Source organism: Streptococcus sp. Marseille-Q5619, from assembly GCF_946901205.1.
Taxonomy (GTDB): domain Bacteria; phylum Bacillota; class Bacilli; order Lactobacillales; family Streptococcaceae; genus Streptococcus.
In genome coordinates this window covers 173243-195087 of the sequence record NZ_CAMPPO010000001.1, presented here as the reverse complement: position 1 = coordinate 195087, position 21845 = coordinate 173243, and the positions used below count along the sequence as shown (strand labels likewise).

Sequence of the window (21845 nt, the reverse complement as noted above, 5' to 3'; positions counted from 1 at the left end):
AAAAACGGTGATGTAAAATATAAGGGTAAAGGTGTTTCAAATGAAGATGATAAAGACCTTTTCTAGAGAAGAACTCTATGAAGAAATCTGGGAGATAAGTGCAAAACAAGTTTCATTGAAATATGATTTAAGCTATTCAGACTTACTTAAGAAATGCAAAGAATTTGAAATCCCAATTCCAAATGGTAGTTATTGGTATCGTAAGAATACTGGACAAGATTTAAGTGAGCTTATTGTTCCATTACCACAAAATGACGTAAATGAAGTTAATATTGATAGAAAAAGTCTAAAGAACAATAGAATAAAGCCTGCTAAACATAAAGATGAGACTTCGGAAGATAAAAATAAAGATACTGTTAAACTTGATACAACTAGTATAAGAAGTTCATTATCATTTATAGAGGACGATAAAATAGAGCGTATTATTGAAGCAGTTTCAAATCTAAACCAGGCTCCAAATAAGAGATTACATAAATCTGTAGCTAATCTAAGAGATAAAATTACAGAGTGGAATAAGAGGGAAAAAGCAGCTTCTTATCCTTACTTTGATTCTAGGCACAGATATAATGATTTAAAAGAACCTAAATTTGTAAAAAATATTTCACTAAATTCTCTTCCACGTTTATATCGCTTTTTAGATACACTCGTTACTATTATTGAAAGAATCGGTGATAATGTAACTCCAAATTGGGATATTCAAATTGATAAGGATATTGTTCGTTTTGAAGTTATAGAATCAACAGACAAAGTAAGTCATGAATTAACAAAAGAAGAAGCTAAAGAACTAGCAGAGTACAATGATAGCGTTAAGTTTAATGGATATGCTTTTAAACCAAGAATAAAGAAGTATGACTATATACCAAATGGAAAATTCCGATTTAAGATAATAGATGGTAAATACATTAAAGATACTAAAGAATTCACACTTGAACAATCAATCCCAGAAATAATTGTTTTAATTTACCAAGAGCATTATAAAGTTAAGAACTTACGCCTTGAACGTGAAGAGAAAGCAAGACTATACGAAGAGGAGCAAGAGCGAAAAAGAAAATTACAAAATAGAATCGAAGAAGAGAAGAAGCGGACAATGTCTCTTCTGAATATGCTAGAAGATTTTCAAACAGCAAATGATTTAAGACTGATGGCTGATAAACTGGAGATAGTAGGGAAACTTAGTAAAGAGGAAATTGATTGGATTAGATCCAAGGCTGACTGGATCGACCCAATAGTTTCTTCATCAGATGAATTATTAGGAATCAGAAATCATGAAAATTCTAGAGAAGAAAAAGAACAATATCTAAGTGAGAAAAGGTACTACTGGTAAATTTGTGTTTTTAGTTTTTCACAGAGTGTAGTGTTATTAGAGTAAATGATTAACTAAACTAATAATAAATCATTTTACACATTTATTATAAATAGGTCTTTAATACAAGATAGTATATACTTTCGTTCTATAATTTAGAAGTTTTCTTGCACTATGTTTAGTCACTATCACTGCTTGTTATTTCTATAAATTAAAATAGTAAGATTTTTTGAAAACAAAATTTTTATTGTTCAGGAACAATTTGTATCAAAGTGGTTGTTCAAGTTGAACTTCTTAATGGCTAAGGTCTTTTTATAGTTTTAGTGGTATAATAAACAATATGAATAAGCTGTTTTTGGGGGACAAAATGATTGATAGTATTAAAGTGAAGAAAGTTGAAATAGACTCTAAAAAAATTCCCTTAGACAGCTCAACAAACCTCTCTGAAAAGATAAAATTGGGACAAAATACTACACCTATTTCTGTTTTGGCTGATACCTTTAGTAGCTTTCAAGCAACTGTAAATGCTAACATTATTTCAGAATTAACTGCAACTTCAAATGTATTAAGTTCAGCTAAATTAGTGAATATTACTAATTTGACAACTTCTTTACTAAGTCTGCCTTCATCAATTCAAGTGGACAAAAGCGTTATTAATGTTATGTTAGAAGTGATTGATTCGTACAATAAGATGTTGTCAAGCACACACTTGCAAGCAATTCAAAACATTGCAGAGTCTGCTAAAAATTTAATTGCTAGCTATCAAATTGATTATTCAAAGACTTTTAGTGGCATTAATGAACTTTTAAAGTCACTGCCTTCGATTTACACACAAGAAGAAATTGAGCAGATTATTTCTCGAGTTCAACTGCTGGCAGAAAATGGATGGGTTATTTATTTTCGTGATAGAAATGTTTATCAACGTTTACTTGCTGAGGAATGGAATACCTTGGAGGACGAATGGTTAGAGCTGCTTAGGGATAAACTAAAAAATGAGGATTTTATTATTGACTTACAAAATTCAGCGTGTTATTCAGCTCCTCTTGTAAAATCAATGGTTGATTGCTACTTTAATCGAAACTTTTATGCAGCATACACTCTGGGAAGTTTGGCAATTGATGGTGCACTAAATAGAATTTCAGAAATGACTTCATTAGAGAAAAAAATACCAGTAGGTCACCGAGCGATTAAAGAAATTGATAATATATTTATTGATAAGTCGTTTAGCGATGTAGGACTGATGCACTGGCTGTATAGTTTCTTCAAAGATACTAATAGATTTACACTTGATGAACCAAATCGACATATGATTAGTCATGGTCGGTGGGAGAAAGAAATCGAAGAACAAGAGTTTTTGAAGTTATTTAATGCAATGTTGTATATTTGTGATGAGTATGATTATTGGGAAGAAGTTATTCGTTATGAACAAGACAACTAAATATTTTTGGAGGTTAAACACCTATGCTTGAAATATATCCTTTTATTCAGGAGCTAGTTAAGTGTGAAACGACCATACAGAAAATAGAAGTTTTCAATAGATGGAACCTTCATGAGTGTAGAGTTTTTCTATTTGATGAAGAAAAGTCAAATTTTGGTAATATAGGCAAATCATTTAGCTATGGAAAGTTTAATCTGATTGGTTTGGGAGATTACCAAAAAATTTGGGTTATTGATAAAAATACTGTGAATGCTAAGGATAATTTCTTACCCGTTGCCAGAATTATCAATTATGACTTAAACATTTTTACCTACATACATGATTTATATAGAGGAAGAAATGTCCCAGATAAGGAGAATTTAATTAAATTTTTACACGAAATTAAATCGTTGCGTCTAACAAATAATATTTCAAATGCTTTAATGGAAAGATATACCACCCCAATAAATCGTGAATTATTAGCCAAAATGATTGAAAGTTATGTTTATTTTGATAGCACTAATTTTGAAGTATTTCAATCTAATGTGCCTCAGACTCTAAAACCAGATAAATATATTTGGATGAAAGAAATCTGGGAAGATGCAGAAAACTACCTAAGCAATGATGAGGTGATACAACAGTATGAGGCAGTATGTTGCTATATATTGAAAGCATTCGTTTTGAAAAATACAAAAAATCTTTCTACAAAAGCTAAAGTAGCTGAGTTTAAACGCTATTGTTTTGAGGATTTATGCGTATTTTTAGAATTGGAAATGACTTTATTAATACTTTTTTTGAAAAATGATAGTGCTGTTCAAGAAATATTTAAAAAGTTACAGCTAGGGGCTAAGAAGTTAATTGATAAAATACATAATACAGCATGGGATATTTTTCATATAAGACTATTGGAACAAAGTACTTTATTCAATTGTATTGAAAATTCAGATGTGATTTATCTCCATTATTTCGCAACTGCGGATTCTGGAGTGGCTGAGGTATTACGAGTCAATCCGATTAAAATGCTGGTTTATTATAATGAAAAACTTATACCTATACGTCGATATGATGCACTAGATTTCTTCACTCAAGATGAATTAGATTTTTATACTACTGCAGAAAAAATTACATTACGTGAGACGAAAGTTCAGAGTATTGATTTCTGTTCTATAAAGCAAGGATTGGTCAGTGAGTTAGGGGATTTCCTTACTAAATAAATTTTAATAGTTCCGTTCTATAGTATTATTCCAAAATCACTTTTACATACTTTCGTTCTATAATATAGAAGTTTGCTAGCACCACACGTGGAGTGTGTAGGATTGCTTGAAAAAGCGTAAAAACCTTGGAACGAAAGGGATAATAGACTTTCTGCGAAACAAAAATACAAGACAATAAAACTATGGATGATGAAGCAAGTAAACAATTAAGCGATATCCGTTTCAAGAGCCTTGTAGGTGTTCAGCGCACGACTTTTGAAGAGATGTTATCTGTGTTAAAAACAGCTTATCAACGTAAACGCGCAAAAGGTGGACGAAAATCCAAATTAAGCCTAGACGATCTCCTCAAGGTAACTATTCAATACATGCGAGAATAGCGCACTTATGAACAAATTTCGGCTGATTTTGGCATTCACGAAAGCAACATAATTAGTCGGAGTCAATGGATTGAAGCAACTCTTATTCAAAATGGTTTTACGATTTCAAATTCTGCCTTAATTCTGTAAAAACAGTAAAATTCGAAGGATTGTAAGGTAAGAGTTTTTTTCTTTCTGAAAAAATGGTATAATAGCAATCAAAACTAGAAAATAAAACGGAATTTGGAACAGATTTGTCTGTATCCTAGTAGAGTGGTGATACTATGAAGATTAGTAAGAGGCACTTATTAAATTATTCCATCTTGATTCCCTACTTGCTTTTATCTATTTTGGGCTTGATTGTGGTCTATTCGACCACCAGTGCTATTTTAATTGAAGAAGGCAAGAGCGCCTTGCAATTGGTTCGAAACCAAGGAATCTTTTGGATTGTTAGTTTGATACTGATTGCCTTAATTTATAAATTGAGACTAGATTTTTTGAGAAATGAGCGACTAATTATTTTAGTTATATTGATAGAAATGGTTTTATTGTTCTTAGCTCGTTTTATTGGTATTTCCGTAAACGGGGCATACGGTTGGATTTCGGTTGCAGGAGTAACTATTCAGCCAGCTGAGTACTTGAAAATCATTATTATTTGGTATTTGGCTCACCGATTCTCCAAACAGCAAGAAGAAATAGCTATTTATGATTTTCAAGTTTTGACTCAAAATCAATGGCTTCCCCGTGCTTTTAATGATTGGCGATTCGTTCTCCTAGTTCTGATTGGAAGTTTGGGAATTTTCCCTGATTTAGGGAATGCGACTATTTTAGTCTTGGTTTCCTTGATTATGTATACAGTTAGTGGAATCGCTTATCGCTGGTTTTCAACCATTCTGGCGCTCGTATCTGCCGCTTCTGTCTTTGTCTTAACCACTATCAGCCTAATCGGTGTTGAGACCTTTTCAAAAATCCCAGTATTTGGCTATGTAGCCAAGCGCTTTAGTGCCTTTTTTAATCCTTTTGCCGATCGTGCTGATGCGGGTCACCAGTTATCTAATTCTTATTTTGCCATGGTCAATGGCGGTTGGTTTGGTCTAGGTCTTGGAAACTCGATTGAAAAACGAGGTTATTTACCAGAAGCTCATACAGACTTTGTCTTTTCTATCGTGATTGAAGAATTTGGCTTTGTTGGTGCCAGTCTTATTTTAGCTCTCTTGTTTTTCATGATTTTGCGGATTATCTTGGTCGGTATCCGAGCGGAGAATCCTTTCAATGCCATGGTTGCACTCGGTGTCGGAGGGATGATGTTGGTTCAGGTATTTGTTAATATCGGAGGGATTTCGGGCTTGATTCCATCTACAGGAGTGACTTTCCCCTTCTTATCCCAGGGTGGAAATAGTCTTCTAGTCTTGTCAGTGGCAGTGGCCTTTGTCTTAAATATTGATGCCAGTGAAAAACGCGCTAAGTTGTACCGAGAATTGGAAAATCAACCAATGAACCTTCTGTGAAGTAGAATAAAGAAAGGATAGTCTATGTCTCTTCAAAAATTAGAAAATTATAGTAATAAAAGTGTTGTGCAAGAAGAAGTATTGATTCTAACAGAATTGCTGGAAGATATTACTAAAAATATGCTTGCCCCAGAGACCTTTAAAAAAATCATGCAGTTGAAAGAATTATCAACGCAGGAAGATTATCAAGGTCTAAACCGTCTAGTGACTAGCTTATCAAATGATGAAATGGTCTATATTTCACGCTATTTTTCAATCTTACCTCTTTTGATTAATATTTCAGAGGATGTGGATTTAGCTTATGAAATCAATCATCAAAATAATATTGATCAGGATTATTTAGGTAAATTATCTACAACGATCAAAATGGTTGCTGAAAAAGAAAATGCCGTTGAAATTCTTGAACACTTGAATGTTGTCCCTGTTTTGACAGCCCATCCAACACAAGTGCAACGCAAAAGTATGTTGGATTTAACAAATCATATTCATAGTCTTTTGCGTAAATACCGTGATGTTAAGTTGGGGTTGATCAATAAAGAAAAATGGCACAATGATTTGCGCCGTTATATCGAAATTATCATGCAGACAGACATGATTCGTGAGAAAAAATTAAAAGTGACTAACGAAATCACGAATGCTATGGAATATTACAACAGCTCCTTTTTGAAAGCTGTACCTCACTTGACGACGGAGTATAAGCGCTTAGCGCAAGCGCATGGTCTGAATTTAAAACAGGCTAAACCAATCACCATGGGTATGTGGATAGGTGGTGACCGTGATGGAAATCCATTTGTTACAGCAGAGACCTTGAAGCAGTCTGCACTCACTCAGTGTGAAGTCATCATGAACTACTATGATGAAAAGATTTACCAACTTTATCGTGAATTTTCTCTTTCAACTAGTATTGTCAATGTCAGTAAGCAAGTCAGAGAAATGGCTCGTCAATCCAAGGATAACTCGATTTACCGTGAAAAAGAGCTTTACCGTCGTGCCTTGTTTGATATTCAATCAAAAATTCAGGCAACTAAAACCTATCTGATTGAGGATAAGGAAGTTGGGACTCGTTATGAAACCGCCAATGATTTCTACAAGGATTTGATTGCCATTCGAGATTCTCTACTAGAAAATAAGGGCGAGTCCTTGATTTCAGGTGATTTTGTTGAATTACTGCAGGCAGTAGAGATATTTGGTTTTTACCTAGCATCAATTGATATGCGACAAGACTCTAGCGTCTATGAAGCCTGTGTGGCAGAACTCTTGAAATCAGCAGGAATTCATTCTCGCTATAGTGAGTTGAGTGAAGAAGAAAAATGTGACCTTCTCTTGAAAGAATTAGAAGAAGATCCCCGAATTCTTTCTGCGACTCACGCAGAGAAATCAGAATTATTAGCAAAAGAACTAGCTATTTTTAAGACGGCTCGTGTTTTGAAAGATAAGTTGGGAGATGATGTCATCCGTCAGACCATCATTTCACATGCAACCAGCCTTTCTGATATGCTAGAATTAGCTATTCTATTAAAAGAAGTAGGACTGGTGGATACGGAAAGGGCGCGTGTTCAGATTGTTCCTCTTTTTGAAACAATTGAAGACTTGGATTACTCAGAGGAAACAATGAGACAATATCTTTCTCTTCCTCTTGCCAAAAAATGGATTGCCTCACGAAATAACTACCAAGAAATCATGCTTGGCTACTCTGACAGTAATAAAGATGGTGGTTACTTGTCATCATGTTGGACCCTTTACAAGGCTCAACAACAATTGACTGCTATTGGAGATGAATTTGGCGTTAAGGTTACCTTCTTCCATGGTCGTGGTGGTACTGTCGGTCGTGGTGGTGGGCCAACCTATGAAGCCATCACATCTCAACCGCTCAAGTCTATCAAGGATCGTATCCGCTTGACGGAGCAGGGTGAAGTAATTGGCAATAAATACGGTAACAAAGACGCCGCTTACTATAACCTTGAAATGCTAGTATCGGCAGCTATTAACCGTATGATTACTCAGAAGAAGAGCGATACCAATACCTCAAATCGTTATGAAGCTATTATGGATCAAGTAGTGGACCGTAGTTATGATATCTACCGTGATTTGGTCTTTGGTAATGAGCATTTCTATGATTATTTCTTTGAGTCAAGTCCAATCAAGGCTATTTCAAGTTTTAATATTGGTTCTCGTCCAGCCGCTCGTAAGACGATTACTGAAATCGGTGGTTTGCGTGCCATCCCTTGGGTATTCTCATGGTCACAGAGTCGTGTTATGTTCCCTGGATGGTACGGGGTTGGTTCAAGCTTCAAGGAATTTATCGATAAAAATCCAGAAAATATCGCTATCCTACGAGATATGTACCAAAATTGGCCTTTCTTCCAATCGCTTCTTTCAAATGTTGATATGGTTTTATCAAAATCAAATATGAATATTGCTTTTGAATATGCTAAACTTTGTGAAGACGAGCAAGTTAAGACCATCTATGAGACTATTTTAAATGAATGGCAAGTTACTAAGAACGTTATCTTGGCTATTGAAGGACATGACGAACTCTTAGCTGACAATCCATATCTAAAAGCTAGTCTGGATTACCGTATGCCTTACTTTAATATTCTCAACTATATTCAGTTGGAGTTGATCAAACGCCAACGTCGTGGAGAATTGTCCAGTGATCAAGAACGATTGATTCATATCACCATCAACGGAATTGCGACAGGATTGCGTAATTCAGGTTGATAATTTTCAAGAGTGAATATCAAAAAAATTCTAATAGACTATTGACAAGTAGTTTAAAAATGATATAATTTAACCATTCAGAAAAGTAATCGTACAAACTTTAAAGAGAGTCTGTGGTAGCTGAAAACAGATAAGTGGCGATGATGAAAATTGGGCTGAATGCTATTTAGAATTTGAAATCATAAGAATTCGGTGAGCACACCTTACAGTGCATCTCGTTATTGCGAGACAGAGCGATAGGGAAATTCCCTATAATTGAGGTGGTACCGCGCATCGACGTCCTCACACAAATTTTTTGTGTGAGGATTTTTTTGATGGAGGTTAGTATGGAAAGAAAACGATGGCGTCGCTTGTTTATACTCAATGAAAATCAAAAAGCAAACTAGGAAGCTAGCCGCAGGTTGCTCAAAGCACTGCTTTGAGGTTGTGGATAGAACTGACGAAGTCAGTAACCATAGCTACGGCAAGGCGACGCTGACGTGGTTTGAAGAGATTTTCGAAGAGTATTAGATAAGTGAAGTATTTTAAAGGAATAAAAGGAGAAATAGAATGAAAAATAAACGTTTAATTGGAATTATTGCTGCATTAGCGGTCTTAGTAGCAGGAAGCTTGATTTATTCTTCAATGAATAAATCAGAAGCTCAGAATAATAAGGATGAGAAGAAAATAGCCAAGATTGGTGTGCTTCAATTTGTGAGTCATCCATCTCTTGATTTGATTTATAAAGGGATCCAAGATGGACTTGCAGAAGAAGGATATAAAGATGATCAGTTGAAAATCGACTTTATGAACTCAGAAGGCGACCAAAGTAAGGTTGCGACAATGAGTAAACAATTGGTTGCAAATGGTAATGATCTTGTGGTTGGTATTGCAACACCAGCTGCTCAAGGTTTGGCTAGTGCCACAAAAGACCTACCGGTTATCATGGCCGCTATTACAGACCCAATTGGTGCTAACTTGGTCAAAGATTTGAAAAAACCAGGTGGCAACATTACAGGGGTATCTGACCACAATCCAGCTCAACAACAAGTTGAACTCATCAAGGCTCTGACACCGAATGTGAAAACAATCGGAGCTCTTTACTCAAGTAGCGAAGACAATTCAAAAACACAGGTCGAAGAATTTAAGGCTTATGCTGAAAAAGCAGGTCTGACAGTGGAAACATTTGCAGTTCCTTCAACAAATGAAATTGCCTCAACTGTCACTGTTATGACTAGCAAGGTAGATGCTATTTGGGTTCCAATTGATAACACCATTGCATCAGGATTTCCAACGGTTGTCTCTAGCAATCAAAGTTCTAAGAAACCAATTTATCCAAGTGCGACAGCTATGGTAGAAGTAGGTGGTTTGGCATCCGTTGTAGTTGACCAACATGACCTTGGTGTGGCAACTGGAAAAATGATTGCGCAAGTCTTGAAAGGTGCAAAACCAGCCGATACCCCAGTCAATGTCTTTTCAACTGGTAAATCAGTGATCAACAAAAAATTGGCACAAGAACTAGGTATTACGATTCCTGAATCTGTTCTTAAAGAAGCAGGACAAGTAATTGAATAATCTGTAATGGAGGAGTTGGGGACATCTCCTCCAATTTTTTACAATAGAAATCATATAGAAAAGGTTAAGAAACAGATGATATTATCTATTATTTCTCAAGGATTTGTCTGGGCTATTTTAGGTCTGGGAATCTTTATGACATTTAGGATTTTAAACTTTCCAGATATGACGACAGAAGGTTCTTTCCCTCTTGGGGGAGCTGTTGCTGTCACTTTGATAACCAAAGGAGTGAACCCATTTTTAGCGACACTGCTTGCTGTAGGAGCAGGTTGTTTGGCTGGAATGGCAGCAGGACTTCTTTATACAAAAGGGAAGATCCCAACCTTGCTCTCAGGGATTTTGGTGATGACTTCCTGTCACTCTATCATGCTCTTGATTATGGGACGTGCGAATTTAGGTTTGCTTGGAACAAAGCAAATTCAGGATGTTTTACCTTTTGATTCGGATTTGAACCAACTCTTGACAGGTCTCATCTTTGTCAGCCTTGTCATTGCTCTCATGCTCTTTTTCTTGGACACCAAACTCGGACAAGCCTATATTGCTACAGGTGACAATCCTGATATGGCTAGAAGTTTCGGGATTCATACTGGACGCATGGAGCTCATGGGCTTGGTCTTATCAAATGGTGTGATTGCCCTTGCAGGCGCTCTCATTGCCCAGCAAGAAGGCTATGCTGATGTATCTCGAGGAATCGGGGTGATCGTTGTGGGGCTTGCAAGTTTGATTATTGGAGAAGTTATCTTCAAGAGTTTGAGCTTGGCAGAACGTCTGGTTACCATTGTTGTCGGTTCTATTGCCTATCAATTCTTAGTGTGGGCAGTTATTGCGCTTGGCTTTAATACAAGTTACCTTCGTTTGTACAGCGCCGTGATTTTAGCAGTCTGCCTCATGATTCCAACATTTAAGCAAACCATCTTGAAAGGAGCCAAATTAAGCAAATGACAGCCATTGTAGAATTAAAAAATGCAACCAAAGTCGTTAAAAATGGCTTTGATGAAGAAAAGATTATTTTAAATGATGTTTCATTAGAAATTTTTGAACAGGATTTCATCACGATTTTAGGTGGAAATGGTGCTGGTAAATCGACCCTCTTTAACACTATAGCAGGAACCCTATCACTAACCAGTGGAACTATCCGTATTTTGGGTGAGGATGTTACCAAGTTTTCACCAGAGAAGCGCGCTAAGTATCTGTCTCGTGTTTTCCAAGATCCAAAGATGGGGACAGCTCCTCGTATGACGGTGGCTGAAAATCTCTTAATTGCCAAGTTTCGTGGTGAAAAGCGTGGACTGTTTCCGAGACGTCTGGCTAGCTATAAGGATGAGTTTCAGGCAACTATTGAAAAAGTGGGAAACGGTCTTGAGAAACACTTGAATACACCGATTGAGTTCTTATCTGGTGGACAAAGACAGGCTTTGAGTCTCTTGATGGCAACCTTGAAGCGACCTGAATTACTCTTGTTAGACGAGCATACTGCAGCCCTTGATCCAAAGACCAGTGTGGCCTTGATGGAATTGACGGATGAATTTGTCAAGAAAGACCAGCTGACAGCGCTTATGATTACTCATCACATGGAAGATGCTCTTAAGTATGGCAATCGCTTAATTGTCATGAAAGAAGGACGGATCATCCAAGATTTGACCCAAGAAGAAAAAGCAAAAATGAAAATCTCTGATTATTATCAACTCTTTGAATAAAGTAGGGAAAATGAGTGAAATGGTTTACTTTTTTTCTGAAATAAAGTATACTATATAAAGTAAACTATGATAACATGGAGGTATTGTGTATGGTTGACAAACAAGTCATTGAAGAAATCAAAAACAATGCCAACATTGTGGAAGTCATAGGAGATGTGATTTCTTTACAAAAGGCAGGACGGAACTATCTAGGGCTCTGTCCTTTTCATGGTGAAAAAACACCTTCTTTTAACGTTGTTGAGGATAAGCAGTTTTACCACTGTTTTGGTTGTGGTCGCTCAGGTGATGTCTTTAAGTTCATCGAGGAGTACCAAGGGGTTCCCTTTATGGAGGCTGTCCAAATCTTAGGTCAGCGTGTTGGGATAGAGGTGGAAAAACCGCTTTATAGTGAACAAAAGCCAGTTTCTCCTCACCAAGCTCTTTATGATATGCACGAAGATGCAGCCAAATTTTATCATGCTATTCTCATGACAACGACTATGGGGGAAGAGGCCAGAAACTACCTTTATCAGCGTGGTTTGACAGATGAAGTGCTCAAGCATTTTCGGATTGGTTTAGCACCTCCAGAACGAAACTATCTCTATCAACGTTTGGCTGGTCAGTATCGTGAAGAGGATTTCTTGGATTCGGGACTATTTTACCTCTCAGATGCCAATCAATTTGTAGACACCTTTCACAATCGGATTATGTTTCCCCTGACCAATGATCAGGGAAAGGTTATTGCCTTCTCAGGTCGTATCTGGCAGAAAACGGATTCACAAACTTCTAAGTATAAAAATAGCAGATCGACTGCAATTTTTAACAAAAGTTACGAATTATATCATATGGATAGGGCAAAAAAATCTTCTGGAAAAGCTAGTGAGATTTACCTCATGGAAGGGTTCATGGATGTCATCGCAGCCTATAGGGCTGGAATCGAAAACGCTGTGGCATCTATGGGAACGGCCTTGAGTCGTGAGCATGTTGAGCATCTGAAAAGGTTAACCAAGAAGTTGGTTCTTGTTTACGATGGCGACAAGGCTGGGCAAGCCGCGACTTTAAAAGCGCTGGACGAAATTGGTGAGATGCCTGTGCAAATTGTCAGCATGCCTGATAACTTGGATCCAGATGAGTATCTACAAAAAAATGGACCAGAAGACTTGGCCTATCTATTAACGAAAACTCGTATTAGTCCGATTGAGTTTTACATTCATCAGTACAAGCCTGAAAATAGTGAAAATCTGCAGGCTCAGATTGAGTTTATTGAAAAAATAGCTCCCTTGATTGTTCGAGAAAAGTCTATTACTGCTCAAAACAGCTATATTCATATTTTAGCTGACAGTCTGGCGTCCTTTGATTATGCTCAGATTGAGCAGATTGTTAATGAAAGCCGCCAGGCGCAAAGGCAGAATCGCATGGAAGGGATTTCCAGACCGACGCCAATCACCATGCCTGTCACCAAGCAGTTATCGGCTATTATGAGGGCAGAAGCCCATCTACTTTATCGGATGATGGAATTTCCTCTTGTTTTGAACGATTACCGTTTGCGAGAAGACTTTGCATTTGACACACCTGAATTTCAGGTCTTATATGACTTGCTTGGCCAGTATGGCAATCTTCCTCCAGAAGTTTTAGCAGAACAGACAGAGGAAGTTGAAAGAGCTTGGTACCAAGTCTTAGCTCAGGATTTGCCTGTTGAGATGTCACCGCAGGAACTTAGTGAAGTAGAGTTGACTCGAAACAAGGCTCTCTTGAATCAGGACAATATGAGAATCAAAAAGAAGGTGCAGGAAGCTAGCCATGTAGGAGATACAGATACAGCCCTAGAAGAATTGGAACGTTTAATTTCCCAAAAGAGAAGAATGGAGTAATAATGGCAACAAAACAAAAAGAAGTAACAACATTTGACGTACAAGTAGCAGAATTTATCCGTAATCATAAGCAAAAAGGGACAGCAACAGATGATGAAATCAATGCTAGTCTTGTCGTTCCTTTTACCTTGGACGCTGATGGGATTGAAGATCTCTTGCAACGGATTCAGGATGCAGGAATTTCGATCACAGATAACGAAGGAAATCCGAGTGCGCGTGTTCTTAGCAATGAAGAAGAACCAGAACTCAGCGATGAGGACTTGATTGGGTCAACTTCTGCTAAGGTTAATGACCCTGTCCGTATGTACTTGAAAGAAATCGGAGTCGTTCCTCTCTTGACCAATGAAGAGGAAAAAGAATTGGCACTGGCTGTTGAAGCTGGTGATATCGAAGCCAAACAACGTCTTGCGGAAGCCAACCTTCGTTTGGTTGTTTCCATCGCCAAACGCTATGTCGGTCGTGGTATGCAGTTCCTTGACTTGATTCAAGAAGGAAATATGGGCTTGATGAAGGCGGTTGACAAGTTTGACTATTCTAAAGGGTTCAAGTTCTCAACTTACGCAACTTGGTGGATTCGTCAGGCTATCACTCGTGCTATTGCGGATCAAGCTCGTACCATCCGTATCCCAGTTCACATGGTTGAAACCATCAATAAATTGGTTCGTGAACAGCGTAATCTTCTTCAAGAATTGGGTCAAGATCCAACACCTGAGCAAATTGCTGAACGTATGGATATGACCCCTGACAAGGTTCGTGAAATCTTGAAGATTGCCCAAGAACCGGTATCCCTTGAAACTCCTATCGGTGAAGAGGATGATAGCCACCTTGGGGACTTTATCGAAGATGAAGTGATTGAAAATCCAGTGGACTATACAACTCGTATCGTTTTACGAGAGCAGTTGGATGAGGTCTTGGATACTCTTACAGATCGTGAAGAAAATGTTCTGCGTCTACGTTTTGGGCTTGATGATGGGAAAATGCGCACCCTTGAAGATGTGGGTAAAGTCTTTAACGTGACTCGCGAGCGTATCCGTCAGATTGAAGCTAAAGCTTTGAGAAAACTACGCCAACCAAGTCGCAGCAAACCGCTTCGTGATTTTATTGAAGACTAAGAGTGAGGATAAATATGGCTTATACAGAAGAGCAAATTGAAAACATCAAAACACGGATTTTAACAGCCTTGGAAGAAGTTATTGACCCTGAGTTGGGAATCGATATTGTCAATCTTGGTTTGATTTATGAGATTCGTTTTGACGGCGACACAGGGCAAACAGAGATTGATATGACGTTGACAACTATGGGTTGTCCCCTAGCAGACCTTTTGACGGACCAGATTTATGATGCCATGACCGAGGTTCCAGAAGTAACGGATACTGAGGTCAAATTGGTTTGGTATCCAGCCTGGACTGTTGAAAAAATGAGTCGCTATGCACGCATTGCCCTAGGCATTAAGTAAACAAATAAAAGCATGTGAGAGATTATTGGAAAAGTGAGGAAATTTCCTCTTCTTTTCCTTTAGTCTCTCCTTTCTTTTGCTGATTTTATTCAAAGAAAATGATATAATAGTAGTTATGGAAAAAAAGAAATTACGCATCAATATGTTGAGTTCAAGTGAGAAAGTAGCAGGACAAGGAGTTTCAGGTGCCTACCGTGAATTAGTTCGTCTTCTTCACCGTGATGCCAAGGACCAATTGATTGTTACAGAAAATCTTCCAATCGAGGCAGATGTGACTCACTTTCATACAATTGATTTCCCCTATTATTTATCAACATTCCAAAAGAAACGCTCAGGAAGGAAAATTGGCTATGTACATTTCTTGCCTGATACACTTGAGGGGAGTTTGAAAATTCCATTTTTCTTAAAGGGAATTGTGAAACGCTATGTATTTTCTTTTTACAACCGGATGGAGCACTTGGTGGTGGTCAATCCTATGTTTATCGAGGATTTGGTGGCAGCTGGTATTCCACGTGAAAAAGTGACTTATATTCCTAACTTTGTAAACAAGGAAAAATGGCATCCTCTTCCACAGGAAGAGGTAGCGATACTGCGTACAGAGCTAGGTCTTAGTGACAATCAGTTTATCGTAGTAGGTGCTGGTCAAGTTCAGAAGCGCAAAGGGATTGACGATTTTATCCGTCTGGCTGAGGAATTGCCGCAAATTACCTTTATCTGGGCAGGTGGTTTCTCTTTTGGTGGTATGACAGATGGTTATGAACGTTACAAGAAAATCATGGAGAATCCCCCTAAAAATTTGATTTTTCCAGGAATTGTCTCACCAGAGCGGATGCGCGAATTATATGCCCTAGCGGATCTTTTCTTGCTTCCTAGTTACAATGAGCTCTTTCCGATGACGATTTTAGAGGCTGCTAGTTGTGAAGCTCCTATTATGTTGCGTGATTTAGATCTTTATAAGGTAATTTTAGAGGGAAATTATCGGGCGACAGCAGATAGAGAAGAGATGAAAGAAGCTATTCTGGAATATCAAGCAAATCCTGCTACCTTAAACGATCTTAAAGAAAAGGCTAAGAATATCTCTAGAGAGTATTCTGAAGAGCATCTGTTGCAAATCTGGTTGAACTTTTATGAGAAACAAGCCGCTTTAGGGAGAAAGTAAAAAGTGAGGTAATCTATGCGAATTGGTTTATTTACAGATACCTATTTTCCTCAGGTTTCAGGTGTTGCGACCAGTATTCGAACCTTGAAAACAGAACTTGAAAAACAGGGACATGCTGTTTTTATCTTTACGACGACAGATAAGGATGTCAATCGTTATGAAGATTGGCAAATTATCCGCATTCCAAGTGTTCCTTTCTTTGCTTTTAAAGATCGTCGCTTTGCCTATCGAGGTTTCAGCAAGGCGCTTGAAATTGCTAAACAATATCAACTGGATATTATCCACACTCAGACAGAATTTTCTCTTGGTTTGTTGGGGATTTGGATTGCGCGTGAATTGAAGATTCCAGTCATCCATACCTATCACACTCAGTACGAAGACTATGTGCATTATATTGCCAAGGGAATGTTGATTCGTCCTAGCATGGTCAAGTATCTGGTTAGAGGTTTTTTGCATGATGTGGATGGAGTCATTTGCCCGAGTGAGATTGTCCGAGACTTGCTATCGAACTATAAGGTTAAGGTTGAAAAACGGGTCATTCCTACTGGGATTGAATTAGCCAAGTTTGAGCGTCCAGAAATCAAGCAGGAAAATTTGAAAGAACTGCGTAGTAAACTAGGGATTCAAGATGGTGAAAAGATGTTGCTGAGTCTTTCGAGAATTTCCTATGAAAAAAATATTCAAGCAGTACTAGCAGCCTTTGCAGAAGTTCTGAAAGAAGAAGACAAGGTCAAACTGGTAGTAGCTGGGGACGGGCCTTATTTAGATGACCTCAAAGGGCAAGCCCAGAAACTAGAGATTCAAGACTCGGTCATCTTTACAGGGATGATTGCTCCTAGTGAGACGGCTCTTTATTATAAGGCGGCGGATTTCTTCATCTCGGCATCGACAAGTGAAACCCAAGGCTTGACCTACTTGGAAAGCTTAGCCAGTGGGACGCCTGTCATTGCTCATGGAAATTCTTATCTGGACAATCTGATCAGTGACAAAATGTTTGGAACCTTGTATTACGGTGAACATGATTTGGCTGGAGCTATTTTAGAGGCCTTGATTGCAACGCCAGATATGAATGAGCATACCTTATCAGAGAAATTGTATGAGATTTCAGCTGAGAACTTTGGAAAACGAGTGCATGAGTTTTATCTGGATGCCATTATTTCAAATAACTTCCAGAAAGATTTGGCTAAAGATGATACGGTTAGTCAGCGTATCTTTAAGACAGTTTTGTATCTACCGCAAAAGGTGGTCGCTGTACCGGTAAAAGGCTCTAGACGCATGCTGAAGGCTTCAAAAACACAGTTAATCAGCATAAGAGATTATTGGAAAGACCATGAAGAATAGAAAGAGGAACAGCTATGAAAAAACAATTAATGAGAAGTGGGCATGACAAAAAGATTGCGGGTGTTTGTGCCGGAGTGGCCCATTATCTTGATATGGATCCAACTATCGTTCGCGTAATATGGGGTGTTTTTGCTTGCTGTTACGGAGCGGGAATTGTAGCTTATATCATTTTATGGATTATCGCACCTGTAGCAACTGACTATTGAAAACTAGCTAAATTCATGCTAAGATAATAGAAAATAGAATGTAACGAAGGAGAAAAAAATGGCATTTGGAGATAATGGAAATCGTAAAAAAACTATGTTTGAGAAAATAACCTTGTTTATCGTGATTATCATGCTAGTAGCAAGTTTATTGGGAATTTTTGCAACTGCAATTGGTGCCCTCAGTAATCTATAAAATAGATTTAAGAAAATTTTGTGACTGGGATTTCCCAGCCATTTTTTAAAGTGAGAAGAAAAAATGAGTATGTTTTTAGATACAGCCAAGATCAAGGTCAAGGCTGGTAATGGTGGCGATGGCATGGTTGCCTTTCGCCGTGAAAAATATGTCCCTAATGGTGGACCTTGGGGTGGTGACGGTGGTCGTGGAGGCAATGTGGTCTTCGTTGTAGACGAAGGACTACGGACTTTGATGGATTTTCGCTACAATCGCCATTTCAAGGCTGATTCTGGTGAAAAAGGGATGACCAAAGGGATGCATGGTCGTGGTGCTGAGGACCTTAGAGTTCGTGTACCACAAGGTACGACCGTTCGTGATGCAGAGACTGGCAAGGTCTTGACAGATTTGATTGAACATGGTCAAGAATTTATCGTTGCCCACGGTGGTCGTGGTGGTCGTGGAAATATCCGCTTTGCGACACCAAAAAATCCTGCACCGGAAATCTCTGAAAATGGAGAACCAGGTCAGGAGCGTGAATTACAATTAGAACTAAAAATTTTGGCAGACGTAGGTTTGGTAGGATTCCCATCAGTAGGAAAATCAACACTTTTAAGTGTTATTACCTCAGCTAAACCTAAAATTGGTGCCTACCACTTTACGACCATTGTGCCAAATCTAGGTATGGTTCGCACCCAATCAGGTGAATCCTTTGCAGTAGCTGATTTACCAGGTTTGATTGAAGGGGCTAGTCAAGGTGTTGGTTTGGGAACTCAGTTCCTCCGTCACATTGAGCGTACCCGTGTCATCCTTCACATCATTGATATGTCAGCTAGCGAAGGCCGTGATCCTTATGAGGACTACCTAGCAATCAATAAAGAGTTGGAGTCATACAATCTTCGCCTCATGGAGCGTCCGCAGATTATTGTAGCCAATAAGATGGATATGCCTGAGAGTCAGGAAAATCTTGAAGAATTCAAGAAAAAATTGGCTGAAAACTACGATGAATTTGAAGAGTTACCAGCTATCTTCCCAATATCTGGTTTGACCAAGCAAGGTCTGGCTACGCTTTTGGATGCTACAGCTGAATTGTTAGACAAGACACCAGAATTCTTGCTCTATGACGAGTCTGATATGGAAGAAGAAGCCTACTACGGCTTTGACGAGGAAGAGAAAGCCTTTGAAATTAGCCGTGATGACGATGCGACATGGGTACTTTCTGGTGAAAAACTCATGAAACTCTTTAATATGACCAACTTTGATCGTGATGAATCTGTCATGAAATTTGCCCGCCAACTTCGTGGTATGGGGGTTGATGAAGCCCTTCGTGCGCGTGGTGCTAAAGATGGTGACTTGGTCCGAATTGGTAAATTTGAGTTTGAATTTGTAGACTAGGAGACTGATATGGGAGATAAACCGATATCTTTCCGAGATGCGGATGGTAATTTTGTTTCCGCTGCAGACGTTTGGAATGAAAAGAAATTGGAAGAACTGTTTAATCGTCTCAATCCAAATCGTGCTCTGAGATTGGCACGAACTAAAAAAGACAATCCATCTCAGTAAAGAAGCTAAAAAATCCCGTGCCTCATCAGATACGGGATTTTGTGGTACGACGGGATGTATAGCAAACTGAATCTGGAATAGCACAGCATATCTTCTAAAATATTGTTATCAATTGATTTGAATTTCAAAATTAAATTGTTTGATTCTTATTTCACTTTGTTATAGTATATCTGATGTCAAAATTCTCGGCGAGTCAAATAGCGATTCCCAAGCCTGACTATCGTGAGGTAGCGGATTAAAACGGTCTGGGGATAGATCGTTTTAAGTCTGATGCTGGAAATAAGAAGGGATAGCGAAATCGTGGCTCTACGAACAGGAACGTGATAGTAAGGCGTATATAGTGGATAAGGGGGCTCAAAACTCTAAAGTCCAAAAAGGTAGTCGTAACCTATATACATAAAGCACGAGAGTAATTGAATTCGGACTAAGATTTTCTATTTTCACTGTAACCTTTTAACGTCCTCATATCTTGTATACACGAGGAAAGATGTATGACTTATCCCGTGAGGTCTATCACTATAAAGAGAAAACGACAGATAGAGGTGATCCTGAGTCACGGTTATCTTTAAAATAGATTGTCTGATAGGATGCTAGCCTGAAAACGTCTTGTTCATGAAATATAGGACGCTATGTATAAAACGCTTCTGTGAACTGAGAGAAGGGGGAGAAGTTCTTTCTAAAGTTTAGTTGAACAGCCGTATTCCGATACTTAGATAAGGGGGTTAGTCTTAGCTCCTACTCGATTTCAGGGGGCAAAAAAGGGGCAATAGCGATTCGAGAAAGATTATACTCTTCGAAAATCTCTTCAAATCACGTCAATATCGCCTTGCCGTATATATGTGACTGACTTCGTCAGTCTTATCTACAACCTCAAAACAGTGTTTTGAGCAGCCTGCGGCTAGCTTCCTAGTTTGCTCTTTGATTTTCATTGAGTATCAGTGACTAAATCATCAACTCTGATTTATCCAATAAAATTGAAAAGGATGGAAAAAAGGTTGCATTTATGATATAATTTATTTTAAAGACCTTATTAGAAATCTTGAAAGAGTATTGAAAACTTAGAATGAGAAAAATTGTTATCAATGGTGGATTACCACTACAAGGTGAAATCACTATTAGTGGTGCTAAAAATAGTGTTGTGGCCTTAATTCCGGCTATTATCTTGGCTGATGATGAGGTGACTTTGGATTGTGTTCCAGATATTTCGGATGTAGCGAGTCTTGTCGAAATTATGGAATTGATGGGAGCTACTGTTAAGCGTTATGATGATGTCTTGGAGATTGATCCAAGAGGTGTTCAAAATATTCCAATGCCTTATGGTAAAATTAACAGTCTTCGTGCATCTTACTATTTTTATGGGAGCCTCTTAGGCCGTTTTGGTGAAGCGACAGTTGGTCTACCGGGAGGATGTGATCTTGGTCCTCGTCCGATTGACCTACACCTTAAGGCTTTTGAAGCTATGGGTGCCACTGTTAGTTACGAGGGAGATAACATGAAGTTATCTGCTAAAGATACAGGACTTCATGGTGCAAGTATTTACATGGATACGGTTAGTGTAGGGGCAACGATCAATACGATGATTGCTGCGGTTAAAGCGAATGGTCGTACTATTATTGAAAATGCAGCCCGTGAACCTGAGATTATTGATGTTGCAACTCTCTTGAATAATATGGGTGCCCACATCCGTGGGGCAGGAACTAATATCATCATTATTGATGGTGTTGAAAGATTACATGGAACGCGTCATCAGGTGATTCCAGACCGTATCGAAGCTGGAACATATATTTCTTTAGCTGCTGCAGTCGGCAAGGGGATTCGTATAAATAATGTTCTTTACGAACACCTAGAAGGATTTATTGCTAAGCTGGAAGAAATGGGAGTGAGAATGACTGTATCTGAAGACAGCATTTTTGTCGAAGAGCAGTCTAATTTGAAAGCAATCAATATTAAGACAGCTCCTTACCCAGGCTTTGCAACTGATTTGCAACAACCGATTACCCCACTTTTACTAAGAGCGAATGGTCGTGGTACAATTGTCGATACGATTTACGAAAAGCGTGTAAATCATGTTTTTGAACTAGCAAAGATGGATGCGGACATTTCGACAACAAATGGTCATATTTTGTACACAGGTGGACGTGATTTACGTGGGGCAAGTGTTAAAGCGACTGACCTACGAGCTGGGGCTGCACTAGTCATTGCTGGGCTTATGGCTGAAGGTAAAACTGAAATTACCAATATCGAGTTTATCTTACGTGGTTATTCTGATATTATTGAAAAATTACGTAATCTAGGAGCGGATATTACACTTGTTGAGGATTAAACCGT

The 21845-nt window shown here is 38.3% G+C and carries 19 protein-coding genes, 1 pseudogene and 1 other annotated feature; all 20 genes and pseudogenes read left to right on the top strand.

All coding sequences use genetic code 11. The features are described 5' to 3' along the window. The first annotated feature begins 40 nt into the window (after positions 1–40). The 20 genes and pseudogenes from OC530_RS00875 (at position 41) to OC530_RS00780 (ending at position 21840) form a co-directional block, all read left to right on the top strand. Positions 41–1324, top strand: a complete 1284-nt coding sequence (locus OC530_RS00875) for a cellulose synthase (protein WP_262078707.1) — start codon at positions 41–43, stop codon at positions 1322–1324. Positions 1325–1670: 346 nt separating this feature from the next. Continuing rightward, entirely contained in the window at positions 1671–2741 is a 1071-nt protein-coding gene (locus OC530_RS00870; RefSeq protein WP_262078705.1) for a hypothetical protein, read from the top strand. Positions 2742–2764: 23 nt separating this feature from the next. Further along, positions 2765–3934, top strand: coding sequence for a hypothetical protein (locus tag OC530_RS00865; RefSeq protein ID WP_173218370.1), 1170 nt, complete (start codon positions 2765–2767; stop codon positions 3932–3934). A 182-nt stretch (positions 3935–4116) separates the two neighbouring features. Continuing rightward, a pseudogene (locus OC530_RS00860) lies at positions 4117–4431 on the top strand (transposase family protein); the annotation flags it as partial. A gap of 143 nt (positions 4432–4574) precedes the next feature. Beyond that, positions 4575–5798 carry a cell division peptidoglycan polymerase FtsW gene (gene ftsW, locus OC530_RS00855; RefSeq protein ID WP_061439109.1) on the top strand — a complete coding sequence of 408 codons (1224 nt, stop codon included), beginning with the start codon at positions 4575–4577 and terminating at the stop codon, positions 5796–5798. Positions 5799–5822: 24 nt separating this feature from the next. After that, a complete protein-coding gene (ppc, locus tag OC530_RS00850; RefSeq protein ID WP_262078700.1) occupies positions 5823–8519 on the top strand; it encodes a phosphoenolpyruvate carboxylase in 2697 nt (898 codons plus the stop codon). A 69-nt stretch (positions 8520–8588) separates the two neighbouring features. Next, positions 8589–8806: a binding site (T-box leader), on the top strand. Positions 8807–8882: 76 nt separating this feature from the next. Continuing rightward, complete coding sequence (locus tag OC530_RS00845) at positions 8883–9029, top strand: hypothetical protein (protein WP_000694301.1); 147 nt, start codon at positions 8883–8885, stop codon at positions 9027–9029. A 39-nt stretch (positions 9030–9068) separates the two neighbouring features. Then, positions 9069–10073 carry a tryptophan ABC transporter substrate-binding protein gene (gene trpX / locus OC530_RS00840; protein ID WP_262078697.1) on the top strand — a complete coding sequence of 335 codons (1005 nt, stop codon included), beginning with the start codon at positions 9069–9071 and terminating at the stop codon, positions 10071–10073. 75 nt (positions 10074–10148) lie between these two features. Further along, the gene (locus OC530_RS00835) at positions 10149–11015 is read left to right on the top strand and encodes an ABC transporter permease (RefSeq protein WP_025171903.1); all 867 of its coding nucleotides are present in this window, start codon (positions 10149–10151) and stop codon (positions 11013–11015) included. Then, positions 11012–11770: an ABC transporter ATP-binding protein gene (locus tag OC530_RS00830; RefSeq protein WP_120770133.1), complete on the top strand. Its 759-nt coding sequence runs from the start codon at positions 11012–11014 to the stop codon at positions 11768–11770. The genes OC530_RS00835 and OC530_RS00830 overlap by 4 nt, the downstream gene beginning before the upstream one ends. 89 nt (positions 11771–11859) lie before the next feature. Further along, positions 11860–13620, top strand: coding sequence for a DNA primase (dnaG, locus tag OC530_RS00825; RefSeq protein ID WP_164226978.1), 1761 nt, complete (start codon positions 11860–11862; stop codon positions 13618–13620). A 2-nt stretch (positions 13621–13622) separates the two neighbouring features. Continuing rightward, positions 13623–14732: an RNA polymerase sigma factor RpoD gene (gene rpoD, locus OC530_RS00820; RefSeq protein ID WP_000201906.1), complete on the top strand. Its 1110-nt coding sequence runs from the start codon at positions 13623–13625 to the stop codon at positions 14730–14732. A gap of 14 nt (positions 14733–14746) precedes the next feature. Continuing rightward, a complete protein-coding gene (locus OC530_RS00815) occupies positions 14747–15076 on the top strand; it encodes a metal-sulfur cluster assembly factor (protein WP_000331929.1) in 330 nt (109 codons plus the stop codon). Positions 15077–15191: 115 nt separating this feature from the next. Continuing rightward, positions 15192–16235 carry an alpha-galactosylglucosyldiacylglycerol synthase gene (gene cpoA, locus OC530_RS00810; RefSeq protein WP_173218383.1) on the top strand — a complete coding sequence of 348 codons (1044 nt, stop codon included), beginning with the start codon at positions 15192–15194 and terminating at the stop codon, positions 16233–16235. A 15-nt stretch (positions 16236–16250) separates the two neighbouring features. After that, positions 16251–17576, top strand: coding sequence for a glycosyltransferase family 4 protein (locus tag OC530_RS00805; protein ID WP_262078683.1), 1326 nt, complete (start codon positions 16251–16253; stop codon positions 17574–17576). Between the two features lie 29 nt (positions 17577–17605). Next, positions 17606–17782, top strand: a complete 177-nt coding sequence (locus tag OC530_RS00800; protein ID WP_173218387.1) for a PspC domain-containing protein — start codon at positions 17606–17608, stop codon at positions 17780–17782. A 58-nt stretch (positions 17783–17840) separates the two neighbouring features. Continuing rightward, on the top strand, positions 17841–17975 hold the full coding sequence (locus tag OC530_RS00795; RefSeq protein WP_000863859.1) for a DUF4044 domain-containing protein: 135 nt from the start codon (positions 17841–17843) through the stop codon (positions 17973–17975). 63 nt (positions 17976–18038) lie between these two features. Then, complete coding sequence (obgE, locus tag OC530_RS00790) at positions 18039–19349, top strand: GTPase ObgE (protein WP_000061642.1); 1311 nt, start codon at positions 18039–18041, stop codon at positions 19347–19349. 9 nt (positions 19350–19358) lie between these two features. Beyond that, entirely contained in the window at positions 19359–19517 is a 159-nt protein-coding gene (locus OC530_RS00785; protein ID WP_007284777.1) for a hypothetical protein, read from the top strand. A gap of 1063 nt (positions 19518–20580) precedes the next feature. Then, complete coding sequence (locus tag OC530_RS00780; protein WP_262078676.1) at positions 20581–21840, top strand: UDP-N-acetylglucosamine 1-carboxyvinyltransferase; 1260 nt, start codon at positions 20581–20583, stop codon at positions 21838–21840. Positions 21841–21845: the final 5 nt, after the last annotated feature.

What these genes read in the sequence shown, in the direction of transcription:
- OC530_RS00875 (WP_262078707.1), top strand. Translation starts at nt 41, where the DNA reads ATGAAGATGATAAAGACCTTTTCTAGAGAAGAACTCTATGAAGAAATC.
- OC530_RS00870 (WP_262078705.1), top strand. Translation starts at nt 1,671, where the DNA reads ATGATTGATAGTATTAAAGTGAAGAAAGTTGAAATAGACTCTAAAAAA.
- OC530_RS00865 (WP_173218370.1), top strand. Translation starts at nt 2,765, where the DNA reads ATGCTTGAAATATATCCTTTTATTCAGGAGCTAGTTAAGTGTGAAACG.
- ftsW (WP_061439109.1), top strand. Translation starts at nt 4,575, where the DNA reads ATGAAGATTAGTAAGAGGCACTTATTAAATTATTCCATCTTGATTCCC.
- ppc (WP_262078700.1), top strand. Translation starts at nt 5,823, where the DNA reads ATGTCTCTTCAAAAATTAGAAAATTATAGTAATAAAAGTGTTGTGCAA.
- OC530_RS00845 (WP_000694301.1), top strand. Translation starts at nt 8,883, where the DNA reads ATGAAAATCAAAAAGCAAACTAGGAAGCTAGCCGCAGGTTGCTCAAAG.
- trpX (WP_262078697.1), top strand. Translation starts at nt 9,069, where the DNA reads ATGAAAAATAAACGTTTAATTGGAATTATTGCTGCATTAGCGGTCTTA.
- OC530_RS00835 (WP_025171903.1), top strand. Translation starts at nt 10,149, where the DNA reads ATGATATTATCTATTATTTCTCAAGGATTTGTCTGGGCTATTTTAGGT.
- OC530_RS00830 (WP_120770133.1), top strand. Translation starts at nt 11,012, where the DNA reads ATGACAGCCATTGTAGAATTAAAAAATGCAACCAAAGTCGTTAAAAAT.
- dnaG (WP_164226978.1), top strand. Translation starts at nt 11,860, where the DNA reads ATGGTTGACAAACAAGTCATTGAAGAAATCAAAAACAATGCCAACATT.
- rpoD (WP_000201906.1), top strand. Translation starts at nt 13,623, where the DNA reads ATGGCAACAAAACAAAAAGAAGTAACAACATTTGACGTACAAGTAGCA.
- OC530_RS00815 (WP_000331929.1), top strand. Translation starts at nt 14,747, where the DNA reads ATGGCTTATACAGAAGAGCAAATTGAAAACATCAAAACACGGATTTTA.
- cpoA (WP_173218383.1), top strand. Translation starts at nt 15,192, where the DNA reads ATGGAAAAAAAGAAATTACGCATCAATATGTTGAGTTCAAGTGAGAAA.
- OC530_RS00805 (WP_262078683.1), top strand. Translation starts at nt 16,251, where the DNA reads ATGCGAATTGGTTTATTTACAGATACCTATTTTCCTCAGGTTTCAGGT.
- OC530_RS00800 (WP_173218387.1), top strand. Translation starts at nt 17,606, where the DNA reads ATGAGAAGTGGGCATGACAAAAAGATTGCGGGTGTTTGTGCCGGAGTG.
- OC530_RS00795 (WP_000863859.1), top strand. Translation starts at nt 17,841, where the DNA reads ATGGCATTTGGAGATAATGGAAATCGTAAAAAAACTATGTTTGAGAAA.
- obgE (WP_000061642.1), top strand. Translation starts at nt 18,039, where the DNA reads ATGAGTATGTTTTTAGATACAGCCAAGATCAAGGTCAAGGCTGGTAAT.
- OC530_RS00785 (WP_007284777.1), top strand. Translation starts at nt 19,359, where the DNA reads ATGGGAGATAAACCGATATCTTTCCGAGATGCGGATGGTAATTTTGTT.
- OC530_RS00780 (WP_262078676.1), top strand. Translation starts at nt 20,581, where the DNA reads ATGAGAAAAATTGTTATCAATGGTGGATTACCACTACAAGGTGAAATC.